Raw genomic sequence first — 17,047 nt, 5'->3', positions numbered from 1 at the left:
CCCCGCAGCCGTGCCGGACCAGGGTCATTTCTGTTATGCGGCGGACGCGATCAGCGCAGGCGTCTGCTGGTGCTGGACCACGCGCCATTCCTCGTGCTTGAGCCGGCGCATCGTCGTCGTGCAATAGGCGACATAGCCATCGGCGCCGTCGCGCTGTGCCTCGGCCTTGTAGGCAATCGCGATGAGTCCCTCTTGCGGACGCATGATCTGCTGCTCGCTGAACGTGACGCTCGACCAGCGCGGCGTCTTCGAGACTGCCTCGATCGCCTGCGCGCCGGTGAGGACGAAGGGCTGCTCCGGCAGCACCATGACGCACTCGTCGTCGATAAGTGCGTGATACTGGTCGGCGTCGCCCGTCCAGAGGCTCTCTTCGAAATTCCAAACCCGGTTGTCGTCCATCATGCGTCTCCTGTGTCGACTAAGGAGCGCCAGGGACTCGAATTCGTTCCTCGAACCGGACGAAAACACGCTTCAATGTAACGTAGGATAGCCGCGCGGTGTCGCCGAGACGTATCGGGGCGGCACACGGTGCTCGCTACGGCATAGCGCGAAGCTTATGCACACAAAATGCCGCCGGCACGCGAAGGGCGTGGGACGACAAGCGGGGGCGGATCGATGGATCCTGCCCCCGTCATTACATTCCCAGCGAGCGGCGAACCGCTCGGCTGCAGGACTTAATTGTCGCGTTCGGCCCGCTTGCGGTCTGCCTTGCGCGCACGGCTCACGGCAGCGGCATGCTCACGCGCGCGCTTTTCCGAGGGCTTCTCGTAGTGGCGGCGCAACTTCATTTCACGATAGACGCCTTCGCGCTGCAGCTTCTTCTTGAGAGCGCGGAGGGCTTGATCGACATTGTTGTCGCGAACGATGATCTGCATGGTAGAAAGGCTTTCGACGCGCAGCGGCGCAATGGTGAGTTGCCGTCGCTTTATGGCGCAGTGGCAAGGAAGCCAACCCCGGAAATGCATCGGAAAGCGCAGATAGGCGCTTCCGGGCACGATCCGACGCCCTCAATTCGGTAATTTCAGCGTTACCGGTCCCGCAATGGGCGGTCGCAGCCGATACCTGCTGGAACCCGAGTCGCCGATCCGAATCGGATCGGGCGCCGGTATCTCGCGGTTCTGCGTAATTCCCGAGGGGCACGTGGCCGATCGCGATCCGGTAGACCGGTCACGACTTTCCGAACTCCGATCCGCTGGTCGCCGCAGCGCGGGCGGAGCTTTCCTGCGAGGACGTTGCGATGATCGTCGATGAGCGAACTTCACCGGGCGGGGGCCATGCGGTGATCCTGTGCCACCCCGATCCGGCGAGCTTCAATCACGCGATCGCACGGACCTACCGCGATACGGTCGTCGCGGCCGGGCAGCGCGTCGTCCTGCGCGACCTGTATGCGATCGGGTTCGACCCCGTGCTGACGGCAGCGGAGCGCCTGACTTTGCCGAGCCCGGCCTGTCGCCAGGACGTGCTGGACGAGATCGCCGCGATCGACGGGTGCGACGTGTTCGTGCTGATCTACCCGATCTGGTTCGGGAGCGCGCCGGCGATGCTCAAGGGCTATGTCGAGCGGGTGTTCGGTGCGGGGGTGAAACCCGAGCCGATGCAGGGCCGGGTACGGACCGACCTGCTCGGGGGCCGGCGCCTGCTGAGCTTCTCGACGTCGGCGGCCAGCAAGACCTGGCTCGACGAACAGGGGCAGGGTCAGGGACTGAACGCTATCTTCGACCAATATATCGTCCACGCCTTCGGGATGCGGTCGCAGGAGCATCGGCGATTTACCCAGATCGTGCCGGGCCTGAACCCGTCTGCCGCCAGCCGGCACCTGCAGGACGTTGCCGCACAGGCGCGCCGGACCTGCGCGCAGATCGCGTTCGGCGACGAGGCGCTGTTGGCCGATCCGGGACTCGTCGCGCGCATCGCATGCTGAACTTCATGCCCATCAAAGGAAACCACATGGCCTACACATCGCGCTCCGCCGCCGATTGCGCGTCACGGCTGCGAAATCGGACATGAGCGATGCTGCAACGCTTGCGCCGACCAGGACTCACCCGCTGTCGCCCGACATGCTGCGCCGGATGGACGCCTATTGGCGCGCCGCGAACTATCTGTCGGTCGGGCAGATCTATTTGCGCGACAACGCGCTGCTCGAACGGCCGCTGACGATCGCCGACGTCAAGCCGCGGCTGCTCGGCCATTGGGGGACGACGCCGGGGCTCAACTTGCTCTACGTCCATCTCAACCGGCTGATCGTCGCGCACGACCTCGACATGATCAACATCATCGGGCCGGGGCATGGCGGTCCGGGGCTGGTGGCGAACACCTATCTGGAGGGCTCGTATACTGAGCGCTATCCCGCGATCGAGCGGAGCCGCAGCGGCATGCACCGGCTGTTCCGGCAATTCTCGTGGCCGGGCGGGATTCCGAGCCATGTCGCGCCCGAGACCCCGGGATCGATCCATGAGGGCGGCGAGCTCGGCTATTCGCTGGCGCATGCCTATGGCGCGGCGTTCGACAATCCGGACCTGCTGGTCGCGTGCGTGGTCGGCGACGGCGAGGCGGAGACGGGCGCGCTGGCGGCGAGCTGGCATTCGAACAAGTTTCTGAACCCCGCGCGCGACGGCGCGGTGCTGCCGATCCTGCATCTCAACGGCTTCAAGATCGCCAACCCGACGATCCTCGCCCGGATCGACGGGCATGAGCTCGACGCGTTGCTGCGCGGCTATGGGCATGAGCCCTTTTATGTCGGCGGCGGTGACCCCGCCGTCGTCCACCATCAGCTCGCCGCCGCGCTCGACAAGGCGCTGGCGAAGATCCACGCCATCCAGGCCGCGGCGCGTGTGCCCGGCGCGACGCCTGCGCGGCCGCGCTGGCCGATGATCGTGTTCCGCACGCCCAAGGGGTGGACCGGGCCGAAGATCGTCGACGGCAAGCCGGTCGAGGGCACGTGGCGCGCGCACCAGGTGCCGATCGCGGACTTCAAGAACCCTGAGCATCTGCGCCAGCTCGAGGACTGGATGCGCAGCTATCGCCCCGAGGAGCTGTTCGACGCGTCGGGCAAGTTCCTCGCGGACTATGCGTCGCTCGCGCCGACCGGGCACCGGCGGATGGGATCGAACCCGCATGCCAATGGCGGCGAGCTGATGGTGCCGCTGTCGCTGCCCGATTTCCGGGCGTATGCGGTGCCGGTCGAGGCGCCGGGCCAGGTGAAGGCCGAGGCGACTCGCGTGCTCGGCCGCTATCTGCGCGATGTGATGAAGCTCAACCTGGCGAGCGTGAACTTCCGCCTGTTCGGACCGGACGAGACCGCGTCGAACCGGCTTGCCGATGTGTACGACGTGTCGGGCAAGGTGTGGATGGCGGAGGTCGAGCCGGTCGACGAGCATCTTGGGCCCGATGGCCGGGTGATGGAGGTGCTGAGCGAGCATCTGTGCCAGGGCTGGCTGGAGGGGTATCTGCTGACCGGGCGGCACGGGCTGTTCTCGTGCTACGAGGCGTTCGTCCACATCGTCGATTCGATGGTCAACCAACATGCGAAATGGCTGAAGGTCACGCGCGGCATTCCGTGGCGGCGGCCGATCGCGTCGCTCAACTATCTGCTGACCTCGCATGTCTGGCGGCAGGATCATAACGGGCTGTCGCACCAGGATCCGGGGTTCATCGATCACGTCGCGAACAAGACCGCCGACGTCGCGCGGATCTATCTGCCGCCCGATGCGAACTGCCTGTTGTCGGTCGGCGATCACTGCTTGCGCAGCCGCGGCTATGTGAACGTGATCGTCGCGGGCAAGCAGCCCGAATGGCAATGGCTCGGGATCGACGCGGCGGTGCGACACTGCACCGCGGGCGTAGGGATCTGGGACTGGGCGGGCGACGATGCCGACCCCGACGTGGTGATGGCGTGTGCGGGCGACGTGCCGACGCTCGAGACGCTGGCGGCGGTGACGATGCTGCGCGCCTATGTGCCCGACATCCGGATTCGGGTGGTGAACGTGGTCGACCTGATGGTGCTGCAACCGCGGTCCGAGCATACGCACGGGCTCGACGAGCGCGAGTTCGATGCGCTGTTCACCACCGACAAGCCGGTGATCTTCGCGTTCCACGGCTATCCGGCGATGATCCACAAGCTGACCTACGCCCGCGCCAACCATGCGAACATCCATGTCCGCGGGTATAAGGAGATGGGCACGACGACGACGCCGTTCGACATGGTCGTGCTGAACGATCTCGACCGCTATCGGCTGGCGCTCGACGCGATCGAGCGGATCCCGCGGCTGCGCGATCGTGTTCCGCACGAGACCGCGCGCTATTGGACGACGATGGAGCGGCACAAGCTGCATATCGCCGAAGAGGGCGACGATCTGCCGGAGGTGCGTGATTGGCAATGGTCGCGCTAGTGGCGGGCGCGGTTGTCCTGGCGCTCAACAGCGGGTCGTCGTCGCTGAAATACGGGCTGTACGCGGTCGACGAGGCGGCGGTCCTGCAGGTCGGCGGGACGATCGAGACGACCGATGACCATGGCCATGTCTTCGACGCGATCGAGCGCGCGTTACGGGCGTGGCCGGCGCCGACGGTGATCGGCCACCGGATCGTCCATGGCGGGCCGCATCGTGACTCGCATTGCAGGATCGACGAAGCGGTGATGGCGGATCTGGCGATGGCGTGCGCGTTCGCGCCGTTGCACGAGCCGGCGTCGCTCGCGCTGATCCGCGCGGCGGCGGCGCGCTATCCTGGCGTGCCGCAGGTCGCGTGTTTCGATACCGCGTTCCATGCGGGGATGCCCGATATCGCCACGACGCTGCCGATCCCGTGCGTCTACCGGGCGAGCGGGATACGTCGCTATGGCTTCCATGGGCTGTCGTGCGAGTCGATTGTGAGGCAGCTCGGCGGCGAGCTGCCCGCGCGGTTGGTGATCGCGCATCTTGGCAATGGCGCGAGCGTGACGGCGGTACGCGATGGCCGCTCGATCGACACCAGCATGGGGCTGACCCCGACCGGTGGCGTGATGATGGCGACGCGGACGGGCGATCTCGATCCGGGCGTGCTGCTGCACCTGTTGCGCGAAACCGGGCTGGACGCGCCCGCGCTGGCGACGCTGGTCGATCATGCATCGGGCATGGCCGGGGTGTCCGGCGTGTCGGGGGACATGCGGGTCCTGCGCGCCACCGTGGCCGAGGACGCCGACCTCGCGATCCGGATGTTCGAGCGATCGGTGTGCAAGCAGGTCGCGGCGATGATCGCCTCGCTCGGGGGTGCGGACATGCTCGTGCTGACCGGCGGGATCGGCGAGCATGATGCGCCGACGGCGCGCGCGATCCGGGCGGGGCTGGCATGGGTGCCGGGGCTGGAAATTCGGATACTGCCCTCGCGGGAAGATGCGCAGATCGCGCGTCACGCCGCCACGCTCGCCTGACGAAACCCGGGGATTACGTGTTTTCCGATGCCCGACTCTATGGCCCACTCGCGATATTGTCTTGATGTGGATCAGCTCTCCAGACCCCGCATGGTGCGGCAGCGGGCGCGGACCAGCGGGGAATTTGCGATGAACGCTATCCAGACCGAGATGCTCTACGTCCAGCATCGCCTCGCTGCCACGCGCGCGATGGCCGATGCCGCGGCGGGGCCGTGCGCGCGTGCCGCACACGAGACGCTGGCGCGGCTGTATGCTGCGCGGCTCGACGCTCTGGCTGCAACGGTGCTGTGCCTGATCGCCGAGCCGGCGGTGGCGACCCCGCGGCGCGCGGTCTTGCCGGTCTTGGCACCGGCGTTGCGACGGGGGACGCTGCGGCCCCGGATGACGCTGAAGCTCGCCAGCTAGTCTACCCTCCGGGCCTCCTCACCGCGATCGAAGCGGCGATCGCGGTGAGGAGGGGGGCGTCGCCGGCGGCGCGGTCGAGCAGGCGGTCGCCATTGCGTTCGGCTGCGTGGACCAGTGCGGGCGCGGGGGCGGTGCCGAGCAGGATCGCCCCACCGCGCCAGCCCGATTGTCGCATCGCGTGGAGCGTGTCCATGCCGCTGCCGCCGATATCGACGACGATGCAGGCGACCGCGCGCGAGCGGGGATCGGCGAGCAGCGCCGCGCCGGTCGCATAGGAGCGCACGTCATAGGCTTCGGAGAGTAGCATGATCTGGCGCGCGCGACGGAGCGCGGGATCGCCGTCGACCAGCGAGACGACGATGCCGTCATGCGGCGGGATGGGGTAGTTTGTCATCGGGCGTCCTTGTCGGACCCTTCGATGCCATGCGCGTCCGCATACGTCTGTACGTAGTAGGCGAGGGGGTCAGCCAGGCTCGGCGGGATCGCCAAGCCCCGCCGCAAACGCGATGCGCAGGACATCCGACAGGCTGCGCGCGGCCAGCTTGTCCATCAGGTTGGCGCGGTGGACCTCGACGGTGCGCGTGGCGATGTCGAGGTCGAACGCGATCAGCTTGTTCGGGCGGCCGAGCACCATGCCGTCGAGCACGTCGCGTTCGCGCGGGGTGAGCGCGGCGAGCCTGATGCGCGCATCGACCGCGGCGAGTTGCTCCCGGTTCGTCCGTGCGGCATGCGCGAGCGCGGTCTCGATCGCGGCGAGCAGCGCGGTGCGCTCGAACGGCTTTTCGAGAAACTCGATCGCGCCCGCCTTGATCGCGCGGACCGCCAGCGTGACGTCGCCGTGCCCGGTCAGCATGATCACCGGCAGCGCGATGCCCGACTGGGCGAGCTGCGCCTGGACCTCCAGTCCGTCGAGATCGGGCATCCGCACGTCGAGCAGCACGCAGCCGCGAGTCTCGCGCGTGGCCGCCTTCAGGAACTGCGTGCCGCTGGGATAAATCTCGACCGCATAGCCGTCCTTGCGCAGGAGGAAGCCGATCGACTGGCGGATCGCCTCGTCGTCGTCGACGATGTGGACGATACGGGTCGGATCGGTCACCGGCGTTGCCCCTCGTCGGCTGTTTCAGAGGAATCCGGTCGGGCGGCGAGCGGCACGGTAAAGTGGAAGGCGGTGCCGCCGGTGGCGATGCCCTCCGCCCAGATCCGTCCGCCATGGGCCTCCACGATCGTCCGGCAGATCGACAGGCCGAGCCCCATGCCGTCCTCCTTGGTGGTCGCGAACGCTTCGAACAGGCGGGCGCGCACCCCGGCGTCGATCCCGGTGCCGGTGTCGGCGACGGTGATCTGCATGCAGCCGTCGCGTTCGGGCGCGGTGGCGATCGTCAGCACCTTGTCGGGCGAGGCCGCCATCGACTGGATCGCGTTGCGGATCAGGTTGACGAGCACCTGCTGGATCTGGATGCGATCGACCAGCACCATCGCGCCGCCCGGTGCGACGTGGGTGGAGACGGCGATCCCCGCCTCGCGCGCGCCGAGCAGGCCGAGGCTGGTCGCCTCCTCGACGAGCAGGTCGAGCCGTTCGTCGCGGAACCCGGTATCGCCGCCGTCGACGAACGCGCGGACCCGCCGGACGATCGCGCCGGCGCGCAACGACTGCGCCGCCGCCAGCTCCAGCGCCTCGGCGACGTCGGAAAGCACCGGGGCCGGTACCACGTCGTGGCTGTCGCCGATCATCGCCCGCGCCGCCTCCAGATAATTGGCGATCGCGGTCAGCGGCTGGTTGATCTCGTGCGCGAGCGTCGAGGCCATCGTCCCCATCGCGCTGACCCGCGAGACATGGACGAGCTCGGACTGCAGCTCCTGCAGGCGGCGTTCGGTCGCGTGGCGGTTGGTCAGATCGCGGATGAAGCCGGTGAAGATCCGTTCGCCGGCGATCGACGCCTCGCCGACCGCGAGCTCGATCGGGAAGGTCTCGCCGCCCTTGCGCATCGCGTGCTCGAGCCGGACGTTGCCGATCACGTGGCGCTCGCCCGTCTCGCGGTAGGTGCGCAGATGCCGGTCGTGATCGCGCGCCTCGGTCTGCGGCATCAGCATCGCGACGTTCCGGCCGATGACGTCGCTCGCCGCGTAGCCGAAGACGAGTTCGGCCGCGGCGCTGAACGACGAGACGATGCCGTTTTCGTTCATCACGATCATCGCATCGGGGACGGTGTTCAGGATCGAGCGGAGATGATGTTCGCGCCGCACGATCGCGGCCTCGGCGGCCTTGTCCTGCGTGATGTCGCGGATGACCTTGCCGAACCCGCGCAGCGCGCCCGCGTCGTCGTGGAGCGCGGTGATCGTCACGTGCGCGAGGAATTCGGAGCCGTCCTTGCGGACCCGCCAGCTCTCCTCCTCGATCCGTCCGCAGGCGTGCGCGCGTGCGAGGTCGGCGTGCGGCCTGCCCGCGGCGATATCGTCGGCGGGATAGAAGATCGCGAAGTCGCGGCCGATGATCTCCGCCTCGGCCCAGCCCTTGATCCGCTCGGCGCCGCGGTTCCAGATCGTCACGCGGCCCTGCGGATCGAGCATGTAGATCGCATAGGTCGTGGCGCCGTCGATCAGCAGCCCGAGCTCCTCCGCCAGCGTCGCATCGCCGCGCGCGACGGACTCCGGCGTCTCGTGACCCTGCCCAGATTGGGACGCGATCATGCGGGCGGTACGATTGCTCGTGGCGCGAGGCGGCAAGTCATTGAGCGATGGGCCCTGTTCGGCGAACGGTTCCGATCCGTCAGAACCCGATATCCCGGCCGCTGACATCGAAACATTACCCATGTTAGGCGAATTATCCACTATACGCCAATATTCCTTCGATCGCCGTAATCGCAAACAGGATCGTGCCGCCAATACCTAGTCTTGGATTTATTACTGCGAGCGTTCCCAGATACTTGCGGATTGCGCAGCGTGTCATCGCTCAATGCGACAACAGCGTGCAGCGCTGGCTGCGCAGCAGCAGGTCGCGCGTCACGCCGCCGAACGCCCATTCGCGGATCCGGCTGTGGCCATAGGCGCCGGCGACGACGAGGTCCGCCTCGACCTCGTCGGCGAGGGCTGCGAGCGTGTCGATGCTGGTGCCCTTCATCCGCGCGACGACCTTGTCCGCAGAGACGCCGTGGCGCGCGAGCCAGGCGGCGGCGTCGGCGATCGGCGCGCGCGCGTCGATCGCGTCGATCGCGACTTCGGCGATGACGACGCGGTCGGCGGCGCGGAGCATCGGCAGCGCATCGCTGATCGCGCGGCGGCATTCGCGCGTGTCGGTCCACGCGACCATGACGGTCGAGAAGGTCGCGGTGGCGGGACCGTCGGGAACGACGAGCACGGGACGGCCTGCGCGCAGGATCAGATCGCCGGTGTCGGCATGCGTCGCGAGGTCGGTCAAGCCAGGCCCGGCGCTGGTGATGACCAGATCGGCGGCGCGCGCCTGCTGCGCGACGACGTGCGCGAGGTTGGCGAGCGTCGGGAGCGACCGCCATTCGAGACTGTGCCGCGCGAGGCGCTCGTGCGCGTGGAACTCGGTCTCGGCGCGGGCGAGTTCGTCGGCGACCAGCTCGCGTTCGATCACCGCATATTCGCCGCCGAGATAGCCGTCGCACGTCGCGATCGGGATCGGTCGGCAGGCCGCGATACCGATCACCGCGGCGTCATACTGGTCGGCGAGCGTGGCCGCGACATCAAGCAGCGCGGCATTGGGGCGGCCACCATCGAGGTGCACCATCAGGGTCGAATAGGTCATGCGGGGTCTCCCTCCTTGCCGCCTTGTCGGCGATGGGGCGGGCGCGGAAAAGGATCGGGAATTACGCAAGGGGGCGATCTGCGTAGTTCCCGACACTGTCGGCTGACGACCGCGCCGATAGGATTGCGGGCATCGGTACGAGACTGCCCGTGCCGCGCTTTGGGAGAGTGTCATGTCGCACGACGCAAGACTGCAAAAGGCCGTGCTCGCCGAACTGAACTGGGATCCCAGCGTCCCCGCCGGGCATATCGGCGTGACCGCGAACAACGGCGTCGTCACGCTGAGCGGCCGTGCGGGCAGCTATGCGGCGAAATACGCCGCCGAACGCGCCGCGGCGCGCGTCGACGGCGTCAAGGCGGTGGTCGAAGCGATCGAGGTGCAGCTGGAGGACCGCTTCAAGCGCGGCGACGAGGCCATCGCCAGCGCGATCGTCGAGCGGCTGTCCTGGGATACGACGATCCCGCACGACAGCGTGAAGGCGCAGGTCGAGGATGGCTGGGTGAGCCTGCGCGGCGAGGTACGCTGGCATTTTGAGCGGGACGCCGCCGAGGCGGCGGTGCGGCCGCTGGCGGGCGTGGTCGGCGTGATCAACCACATCACGCTGAAACCGCGCGTCGACGTGACCGATGTCAGCAACGATATCCGGACCGCGCTGCACCGCTCGTGGTTCTTCGATGGTGACACGATCAAGGTGTCGGTGGATGGCGGCACGGTACGGCTGACCGGATCGGTCGACTCGCCGCACGACCGGATGGTCGCCGAGCGCACCGCCTGGGCGGCGCCGGGCGCGGTGAAGGTCGAGAACATGCTCGAGATCGTCTGAGGTGCGCGCGCTGTCGTCGCACCGCGAACGTCACGTCGCCGACCGGATCGGCTGGCTGCGCGCGGCGGTGCTCGGCGCCAATGACGGGATCGTCTCGACCGCGAGCCTGATCATTGGCGTCGCGGCGGCGTCGGTGCAGGCGGCCGGCCAGACGAGCGCCATCGTCATCGCCGGAACCGCCGGGCTGGTCGCGGGCGCGATGTCGATGGCGGCGGGCGAATATGTCTCGGTCAGCGCGCAGGCGGATACCGAGCGCGCCGAACTCGCGCGTGAACGGCGCGAACTGATCGACGATCCCCGCGGCGAACTGGCCGAGCTGGCGGCGATCTACGTCGCGCGCGGGGTGCATCCGGACACCGCCAACGCGGTCGCCACGCAGCTGATGGCCCGCGACGCGATCGGCGCGCATGCCCGCGACGAGCTCGACATCACGCCGGGTGCGCGGGCGCGGCCGGTGCAGGCGGCGTTCGCGTCGGCGGCCAGCTTCACGGTCGGCGCGGCGTTGCCGTTGCTGACCGTGTTCGTCGTGCCGCCGGGATCGCTGATCTGGGCGGTCGGCGCAGGGTCGCTGCTGTTCCTCGCGCTGCTCGGCGCGGTCGGCGCGAAGACCGGGCGCGCGACCGTCTGGCGCGGGACCGCGCGCGTGACCTTCTGGGGGGCGTTCGCGATGGCGGCGACCGCGGCGATCGGTCACCTGATCGGCGGCGCGGTGTGATCCGCGACCTTTAGCGCAGGTCTCCGGCCGGTGATTTCGCGACGACGCCGCGGTGCATGACGAAGGTCACGTGCTCGAGCTGCGTGACGTCGGTCAGCGGCGAGGTGGCGACGGCGATGATGTCGGCGGTCTTGCCGGGCGCGAGCGTGCCGATGTCGCTGCGGCCGAGCAGGTCCGCGGCGCCGACGGTCGCCGCGGCGATCGCCTGGGTCGGGGTGAGGCCGTTCTTGACCATCACCGCGAACTCGGTCGCGTTGTCGCCGTGCTTCGACACGCCGGTATCGGTCCCGAACGCAATCTTGACCCCGGCGGCGTAGGCGCGACGGTGGCTGGCGGCCATGGCTGCGGCGGCCTCCTCCGCCTTGACGATCGTCGCCGGCGGCAGCGCGCCGCTACGCGCCTGGGCGAGGGCGGCGACCGGCGCGATCTCGGTCGGCACGAGATAGGCGCCCTTGGTCTTGAACAGCCGGATCGTATCGTCGTCGAGGAACGTGCCGTGCTCGATCGAATCGACGCCCGCCTCCAGCGCTGCCCTGGTCCCCTCGGCCGCATGGCTGTGCGCGGCGACCTTGCGGCCCAGCGCATGCGCGGTCTCGATGATCGCGCGCATTTCCTCAGGGGTCATCGCGCGGCCCAGCCCGCCGCTGACGTTGGAGAGCACGCCACCGGTCGCGGCGAACTTGATGACGCGGGCGCCCATCGCCACCTGCGCGCGCACCGCACGGCGACAATCGTCGGGGCCGTCGCACAAATTCACTTCCTTGGCGTGGACCATCTCGGCGAACTCCTCGGCGAGGCCGTTGCCGCCATCGCCATGCCCGCCGGTCACCGAGATCATCTCGCCGGCGTTGGTGATGCTCGGACCCTCGACCGTGCCGGCGTCGATCGCGTCGCGCAGCGCGCGGATGCCGCGCGGGTCGCCGCCGAGATCGCGGACCGAGGTGAAGCCGGAGACGAGTGTCGTTCGGGCGTTGGCGACCGCGGTCATCTCGTCGTCGAACCGGTCGCGGTTGAGCGCCTCGAGCCGTGCGCGCAGCGGATCGCCGCCGATACCCCAGAGATGGACGTGCATGTCGACCAGCCCCGGCAGCACGAACGCGTTGCGCAGATCGACCAGCGTGGCGCCTGTTTCGGGGGCGACGAAGCCATCGCGCAGCGCGACGACCTTGCCGTCGCGAACGATAATCGTGGTGTTGCCGCGCGGCGTCTGGCCGGGCCGATCGAGCACGGATCCGGCGTGGATATAGGTGATCGTCGCGGGCTTGGCCTGGCCCAATGCCGGCATTGCGACGGTCATCGACGCGGTCATCGCAGCAGCGGCCAACAGACCGATCACACGTGCCTTCATGGTTATTCTCTCCCCCGTTTGCGCCATGGTTGCCGAAGCGCGACGCGGCCGCAAGGGGCGCGGGGAAGGTTAGGGGCCGTCCAGACGGGTGTTTCGACGAATAGTATGACAATCTGTCCTGCGGGCTGGGTCAGCGCGCCATCGCCAGCTTGGTGTCCTCCAGCGCGAGATCGACCAGCGTCCGCATCGCCGTGCTGGCCGCGTTCGCATCGCCCGCGGCGATCGCTTCATAGACCAGCATGTGATCGGGGAGCGGGTTGCGCGGGAGGGCGCGCCCGCGTTGCTTGAACTGCGTGGTCCAGTTGACTGCGGCGCCGATGCTGGCGCTCAACACGATCAGCGCATCGTTGCGCGTCGCGGTCAGCACCGCGTCGTGAAACTCGCGATCCGCCGCGCGGCCGGCTTCGGTGGCCAGCGTCAGCCGGCGCATCGCCGCGAGTGAATCCTTCATGACCTTCAGGTCGGTCCGCTCGCGACGTTCCGCGGCGAGCGCGGCGGCGGCGGGTTCGACGATCGCGCGCAATTCGAACAGCCCGCGCACGAAGGTGATGTCGGGTTCGCCCGCAAACGCCCAGGCGAGCACGTCGGGATCGAGCAGGTTCCACCGGCTGCGCGGCAGGACTCGCGTGCCGATCTTCGGGCGGCTTTCGACCAGCCCCTTGGCGGTCAGCACCTGGACCGCCTCCCGGTAGGCGCTGCGCGAAACGTCGAGCGTCTTGGAGAACTCGACCTCGCCCGACAGCGTGTCGCCGGGGGCATATTCGCCCGACAGGATCGCGGTGCCGAGCTTGTGCGCGACCGCGCCGTGAAGACGCCGTCCGGTGCCGCGGGGAACGCGCGCGATCGGCGTTTCGTCTGCGCCATTGCCCTCAATAATATCGATGTCCGTCATAGCGCGTGCTCCCTGAACTCGGCGTAACAGCCCCTGCGCAATCAAGGAACGACAAAGATTGCCAAAGCCCGGACGCGCTTATATGTCGGAGTATAAGGGCTTGGGGGCGACGGCGGCTCTGCTGCTTGACCGAAGGATCAAAGGCGAACCGTAACGACGGCGCGCTGCGGAGGAGAGACTGATGACCTTGCGCTTGTTGCAGCATGTTGGCGTCGACGGCGCGCGATCGGTGATCGCGGCCACCGAGACGGGGGCGGCGTTCGTCGCCGGCGTCGACAGCGTTCGCGCGCTGGCCGAGCGTGCGATTGCCGCCGGCAGCGATTTGGCCGCCGCGGTCGCCGCGTGCGGGACGTGGGCGAGCGTCGATATTGCTGCCGAGCTTGCCGCGGGGCGACTGACCTCGCCGATCGATCATGGCGATCCGGCGCATCTGATCATGACGGGCACGGGCCTGACGCATCTTGGCTCGGCCGAGGGGCGCGACAAGATGCACCGCGCCGCCGCGGACGCCGACAAGCAGACCGATTCGATGCGGATGTTCCTCGAAGGCGTCGAAGGCGGGAAGCCCGCCGATGGCGCGCGCGGGCAGCAGCCCGAATGGTTCTACAAGGGCGATGGCTCGGGGCTGGTCGCGCCGGGGGCGGCGCTGACGATGCCCGATTTCGCGCAGGACGGCGGCGAGGAGCCCGAGCTTGCCGGCATCTATCTGATCGGCCCGGACGGCACGCCGTTCCGCCTCGGCCTGTGCCTCGCCAACGAGTTCAGCGATCACGTGACCGAGCGGCACAATTACCTCTGGCTGGCGCATTCGAAGCTGCGCCAGGCGTCGCTCGGGCCCGAATTGCTGGTCGGCACGCCGCCTGAACATATCGAGGGTATGAGCCGGATCCACCGCGACGGTGCGCTGCTGTGGGAAAAGCCGTTCCTGTCGGGCGAGGCGAACATGTCGCACAGCATCGCCAATCTCGAGGCGCATCACTTCAAATACGATCTGTTCCGCCGTCCGGGTGACGTGCACGTCCATTTCTTCGGCACCGCGACGCTGTCGTTCGCCGACGGCGTGGCGACGCGCGAGGGCGATATGTTCGAGATTGAGGCCGCACCGTTCACGCTGCCGTTGCGCAACACGCTAACCAAGGCTGCGCCGCAGCCGGTCGTCGTGAAGGCACTGTGAGCATGGCCGCTATCCGCATCGCCGTTATCGGCATGGGCAAGATCGCGCGCGACCAGCATCTGCCGTCGATCGCGAGCAACGCTGATTTCGACCTCGTCGCGAGCGTCAGCCCGCGCGATCCGGGCGTCGACGGTATCGCCAATTTCACCTCGCTCGACGCGCTGCTCGCCGAGGGGCCGGCGATCGACGCGATCGCGCTCTGCACGCCGCCGCAGGTGCGGTACGAGCTGGCTTCGATGGCGCTCGCCAGACGCGTGCACGTCTTCCTCGAAAAGCCGCCCGGCGCGACGCTGGCCGAAGTCGACGCGCTTGAGCACCAGGCCGCCGAAACGGGAACGACGCTGTTCGCAGGGTGGCATTCGCGGTTTGCCGCTGGTGTCGCGCCCGCCAAGGCATGGCTTGCCGACAAGCGGATCGAGCGCGTGTCGATCGTGTGGCGCGAGGACGTGCGCGTCTGGCATCCGGGGCAGGCGTGGATCTGGGAGCCGGGCGGGCTGGGCGTGTTCGATCCGGGGATCAACGCGCTGTCGATCGCGACCGAGATCCTGCCGCAGCCCTTCTTCCTGACGTCCGCCACGCTGTCGACGCCCGCCAACCGCGCCGCGCCGATCGCCGCCGACCTGGCGTTCCGGACCGCTGCCGGCGCGCCGATGACGATGGATCTCGACTGGCGCCAGACCGGCCCGCAAAGCTGGGACATCGTCGTCGAGACCGATGCCGGCACGCTGAGCCTTGCCAAGGGCGGTGCGGTGCTGACGTTGCCGAGCGGCACGGTGCACAACGACGATGAGGAATATCCCGGCCTCTACACGCGCTTCGCCGCGCTGGTCCGCGATGGCCGAAGCGATGTCGACACGACCCCGTTCACACTCGTCGCCGACGCATTCCTGCGCGGCACCCGCAATTCGGTGGAGGCTTTCGATGATTGAGCCAAGAATGACCCGGACTCTGAAAAGCCTGGCGTGTGCGCTGCTGTTGTCGAGCGCGGGTATCGCCACCGCGCAGACGGCCGCCCCAGCTCCGGCCACCACGCTCACGGTGCACGCCGACACGCCCGGACCGACCTATGACCGGCGCATCTTCACGCAGTTCGCCGAGCATCTGGGCAACGGCGTCTATGGCGGGCTGTGGGTCGGTCCGAACTCGAAGATCCCCAACGTCCGCGGATTCCGCACCGACGTCGTCACCGCGTTGCGCGGGATCGCGGTGCCCGCGGTGCGCTGGCCCGGCGGCTGCTTCGCGGACGAATATCACTGGCGCGAAGGGGTCGGCCCCAGGGGCAAGCGCCCGGTCAAGATCAACACCAACTGGGGCGGCGTGACCGAGCCCAATGCGGTCGGCACGCACGAGTTCATGGACCTGGTCGAACAGCTCGGCGCGCAGGCCTATATCTCGGGCAATGTCGGCAACGGCACGCCGCAGGAAATGGCGGAGTGGGTCGAATACATGACCTCGCCCGCCGGGACGCTGGCCGACGAACGCGCCAAGAACGGCCACAAGGCGCCCTGGGCGGTGCCGTTCTTCGGGATTGGCAACGAGCTGTGGGGCTGTGGCGGCAACATGCGTGCGCCCTATGCCGCCGACGTGACGCGCCGCTATGCCACCTTCATCAAGGCACCGGCGGGGACCAAGGTCACCAAGATCGCGAGCGGCGCGAACTCGGCGGACTATGCCTGGACCGAGACGATGATGCGCGAGGCGGGCGATCAGGTCGATGCGCTGTCGATGCATTATTATACGGTCGCGGCGCCCTGGGAGCACAAGCTGTCGTCGACCGTGTTCGGCGAGGAGGAGTGGGCGCACGTCCTCGCCGAGACGCTGCGGATGGACGAGATGCTGACCAAGCACAGCGCGGCGATGGACAAATATGATCCGCAGAAGAAGGTATGGCTGGCGGTCGACGAATGGGGCACATGGTATGCGCCCGATCCGGGGACCAATCCGGGCTTCCTGCGCCAGCAGAACACGCTGCGTGACGCGATGGTGACCGCGGTCAACCTCAACATCTTTGCCAAGCATGCCGATCGCGTGAAGATGACCGCGATCGCGCAGATGGTGAACGTGCTGCAGGCGATGATCCTGACCGACGGCGCCAAGATGGTGCTGACGCCGACCTATCACGTGTTCGCGATGTACAAGCCGTACATGGACGGCACCGTCCTGCCGATCGACATCACGTCGCCCTGGTACAACAAGAACGCGTGGACGATGCCCGCGGTCAGCGCGTCGGCGGTGCGCGGCAAGGACGGCATCGTGCGGATCGCGCTGGCCAACCTCGATCCGAACAAGGCCACCAGCGTCTCGGCGACGCTGCCCGGCGTGACCGCGCAAGGCGTCACCGGACAGGTGCTGACCGCGTCGACGATGACCGCGCATAACAGCTTCGAGGCGCCCAATGTCGTCGCGCCGACGGCGTTCGACGGCGCGCGGTTGAGCGGCGGAACGCTGGCGGTGACGCTGCCGCCGATGTCGGTGGTGATGCTCGAACTGAAATGACCAGGCAGCGCCCGCCGGACT

17 protein-coding genes are annotated in these 17,047 nt (G+C 68.1%); 9 read left to right on the top strand and 8 right to left on the bottom strand.

The window, feature by feature from the left end; genetic code table 11:
- Positions 1–33: 33 nt before the first annotated feature.
- Entirely contained in the window at positions 34–402 is a 369-nt protein-coding gene (locus tag EV283_RS01370; RefSeq protein ID WP_242615731.1) for a DUF4440 domain-containing protein, read from the bottom strand.
- Between the two features lie 272 nt (positions 403–674).
- Entirely contained in the window at positions 675–875 is a 201-nt protein-coding gene (rpsU, locus tag EV283_RS01365; protein WP_031393196.1) for a 30S ribosomal protein S21, read from the bottom strand.
- Positions 876–1,237: 362 nt separating this feature from the next.
- Here rpsU and EV283_RS01360 point away from each other — a divergent pair, with 362 nt between their 5' ends.
- The 4 genes from EV283_RS01360 to EV283_RS01345 all read left to right on the top strand — a co-directional run bounded on the left by EV283_RS01360 (position 1,238) and on the right by EV283_RS01345 (position 5,809).
- Positions 1,238–1,921, top strand: a complete 684-nt coding sequence (locus EV283_RS01360) for an NAD(P)H-dependent oxidoreductase (protein WP_130322098.1) — start codon at positions 1,238–1,240, stop codon at positions 1,919–1,921.
- An 82-nt stretch (positions 1,922–2,003) separates the two neighbouring features.
- Positions 2,004–4,388: a phosphoketolase family protein gene (locus EV283_RS01355; protein ID WP_130322096.1), complete on the top strand. Its 2,385-nt coding sequence runs from the start codon at positions 2,004–2,006 to the stop codon at positions 4,386–4,388.
- On the top strand, positions 4,376–5,404 hold the full coding sequence (locus tag EV283_RS01350; RefSeq protein WP_130323808.1) for an acetate kinase: 1,029 nt from the start codon (positions 4,376–4,378) through the stop codon (positions 5,402–5,404). Before EV283_RS01355 ends, EV283_RS01350 begins: the two co-directional genes overlap by 13 nt.
- A gap of 129 nt (positions 5,405–5,533) precedes the next feature.
- A complete protein-coding gene (locus EV283_RS01345) occupies positions 5,534–5,809 on the top strand; it encodes a hypothetical protein (RefSeq protein ID WP_130322094.1) in 276 nt (91 codons plus the stop codon).
- Position 5,810: 1 nt separating this feature from the next.
- Here EV283_RS01345 and EV283_RS01340 read toward each other — a convergent pair whose 3' ends face one another.
- The 4 genes from EV283_RS01340 to EV283_RS01325 form a co-directional block, all read right to left on the bottom strand.
- Positions 5,811–6,203 carry a hypothetical protein gene (locus EV283_RS01340; protein WP_130322092.1) on the bottom strand — a complete coding sequence of 131 codons (393 nt, stop codon included), beginning with the start codon at positions 6,201–6,203 and terminating at the stop codon, positions 5,811–5,813.
- Between the two features lie 69 nt (positions 6,204–6,272).
- Positions 6,273–6,905: a response regulator gene (locus EV283_RS01335; RefSeq protein ID WP_130322090.1), complete on the bottom strand. Its 633-nt coding sequence runs from the start codon at positions 6,903–6,905 to the stop codon at positions 6,273–6,275.
- A complete protein-coding gene (locus tag EV283_RS01330; protein WP_165391667.1) occupies positions 6,902–8,497 on the bottom strand; it encodes a PAS domain S-box protein in 1,596 nt (531 codons plus the stop codon). The genes EV283_RS01335 and EV283_RS01330 overlap by 4 nt, the downstream gene beginning before the upstream one ends.
- Before the next feature lie 262 nt (positions 8,498–8,759).
- On the bottom strand, positions 8,760–9,578 hold the full coding sequence (locus EV283_RS01325) for a universal stress protein (protein WP_130322088.1): 819 nt from the start codon (positions 9,576–9,578) through the stop codon (positions 8,760–8,762).
- Between the two features lie 172 nt (positions 9,579–9,750).
- Between EV283_RS01325 and EV283_RS01320 the strand changes: the two genes are divergently transcribed.
- Together EV283_RS01320 and EV283_RS01315 are read left to right on the top strand one after the other, a co-directional pair.
- Positions 9,751–10,401, top strand: coding sequence for a BON domain-containing protein (locus EV283_RS01320; RefSeq protein ID WP_130322086.1), 651 nt, complete (start codon positions 9,751–9,753; stop codon positions 10,399–10,401).
- Position 10,402: 1 nt separating this feature from the next.
- Entirely contained in the window at positions 10,403–11,116 is a 714-nt protein-coding gene (locus EV283_RS01315) for a VIT family protein (RefSeq protein WP_130322084.1), read from the top strand.
- A 10-nt stretch (positions 11,117–11,126) separates the two neighbouring features.
- On the opposite strand, the gene EV283_RS01310 is transcribed toward EV283_RS01315, so the two are convergent.
- Both EV283_RS01310 and EV283_RS01305 read right to left on the bottom strand, forming a co-directional pair.
- A complete protein-coding gene (locus EV283_RS01310) occupies positions 11,127–12,464 on the bottom strand; it encodes an amidohydrolase family protein (protein WP_130322082.1) in 1,338 nt (445 codons plus the stop codon).
- A gap of 130 nt (positions 12,465–12,594) precedes the next feature.
- Positions 12,595–13,356, bottom strand: coding sequence for an FCD domain-containing protein (locus EV283_RS01305; RefSeq protein ID WP_130322080.1), 762 nt, complete (start codon positions 13,354–13,356; stop codon positions 12,595–12,597).
- 181 nt (positions 13,357–13,537) lie between these two features.
- Here EV283_RS01305 and araD1 point away from each other — a divergent pair, with 181 nt between their 5' ends.
- From araD1 to EV283_RS01290, 3 genes are read left to right on the top strand one after another with little or no spacing between them, the layout of a single operon-like run.
- Entirely contained in the window at positions 13,538–14,530 is a 993-nt protein-coding gene (gene araD1, locus EV283_RS01300) for an AraD1 family protein (RefSeq protein WP_130322078.1), read from the top strand.
- Positions 14,531–14,532: 2 nt separating this feature from the next.
- Entirely contained in the window at positions 14,533–15,459 is a 927-nt protein-coding gene (locus EV283_RS01295; RefSeq protein WP_130322076.1) for a Gfo/Idh/MocA family oxidoreductase, read from the top strand.
- A 7-nt stretch (positions 15,460–15,466) separates the two neighbouring features.
- Entirely contained in the window at positions 15,467–17,026 is a 1,560-nt protein-coding gene (locus tag EV283_RS01290; protein WP_130322074.1) for an alpha-L-arabinofuranosidase C-terminal domain-containing protein, read from the top strand.
- Positions 17,027–17,047 lie beyond the last annotated feature (21 nt).

Origin of the sequence: Sphingomonas sp. BK036, from assembly GCF_004216825.1 — a bacterium.
GTDB lineage: Bacteria > Pseudomonadota > Alphaproteobacteria > Sphingomonadales > Sphingomonadaceae > Sphingomonas.
This window is presented reverse-complemented; position numbering and strand designations above follow the sequence as displayed.

Bases quoted from the DNA above. Each gene is read 5' to 3' on its own strand.
- EV283_RS01370 (WP_242615731.1), bottom strand. From the start codon at position 402: ATGATGGACGACAACCGGGTTTGGAATTTCGAAGAGAGCCTCTGGACG.
- rpsU (WP_031393196.1), bottom strand. From the start codon at position 875: ATGCAGATCATCGTTCGCGACAACAATGTCGATCAAGCCCTCCGCGCT.
- EV283_RS01360 (WP_130322098.1), top strand. From the start codon at position 1,238: ATGATCGTCGATGAGCGAACTTCACCGGGCGGGGGCCATGCGGTGATC.
- EV283_RS01355 (WP_130322096.1), top strand. From the start codon at position 2,004: ATGAGCGATGCTGCAACGCTTGCGCCGACCAGGACTCACCCGCTGTCG.
- EV283_RS01350 (WP_130323808.1), top strand. From the start codon at position 4,376: ATGGTCGCGCTAGTGGCGGGCGCGGTTGTCCTGGCGCTCAACAGCGGG.
- EV283_RS01345 (WP_130322094.1), top strand. From the start codon at position 5,534: ATGAACGCTATCCAGACCGAGATGCTCTACGTCCAGCATCGCCTCGCT.
- EV283_RS01340 (WP_130322092.1), bottom strand. From the start codon at position 6,203: ATGACAAACTACCCCATCCCGCCGCATGACGGCATCGTCGTCTCGCTG.
- EV283_RS01330 (WP_165391667.1), bottom strand. From the start codon at position 8,497: ATGATCGCGTCCCAATCTGGGCAGGGTCACGAGACGCCGGAGTCCGTC.
- EV283_RS01325 (WP_130322088.1), bottom strand. From the start codon at position 9,578: ATGACCTATTCGACCCTGATGGTGCACCTCGATGGTGGCCGCCCCAAT.
- EV283_RS01320 (WP_130322086.1), top strand. From the start codon at position 9,751: ATGTCGCACGACGCAAGACTGCAAAAGGCCGTGCTCGCCGAACTGAAC.
- EV283_RS01310 (WP_130322082.1), bottom strand. From the start codon at position 12,464: ATGAAGGCACGTGTGATCGGTCTGTTGGCCGCTGCTGCGATGACCGCG.
- EV283_RS01305 (WP_130322080.1), bottom strand. From the start codon at position 13,356: ATGACGGACATCGATATTATTGAGGGCAATGGCGCAGACGAAACGCCG.
- araD1 (WP_130322078.1), top strand. From the start codon at position 13,538: ATGACCTTGCGCTTGTTGCAGCATGTTGGCGTCGACGGCGCGCGATCG.
- EV283_RS01295 (WP_130322076.1), top strand. From the start codon at position 14,533: ATGGCCGCTATCCGCATCGCCGTTATCGGCATGGGCAAGATCGCGCGC.
- EV283_RS01290 (WP_130322074.1), top strand. From the start codon at position 15,467: ATGACCCGGACTCTGAAAAGCCTGGCGTGTGCGCTGCTGTTGTCGAGC.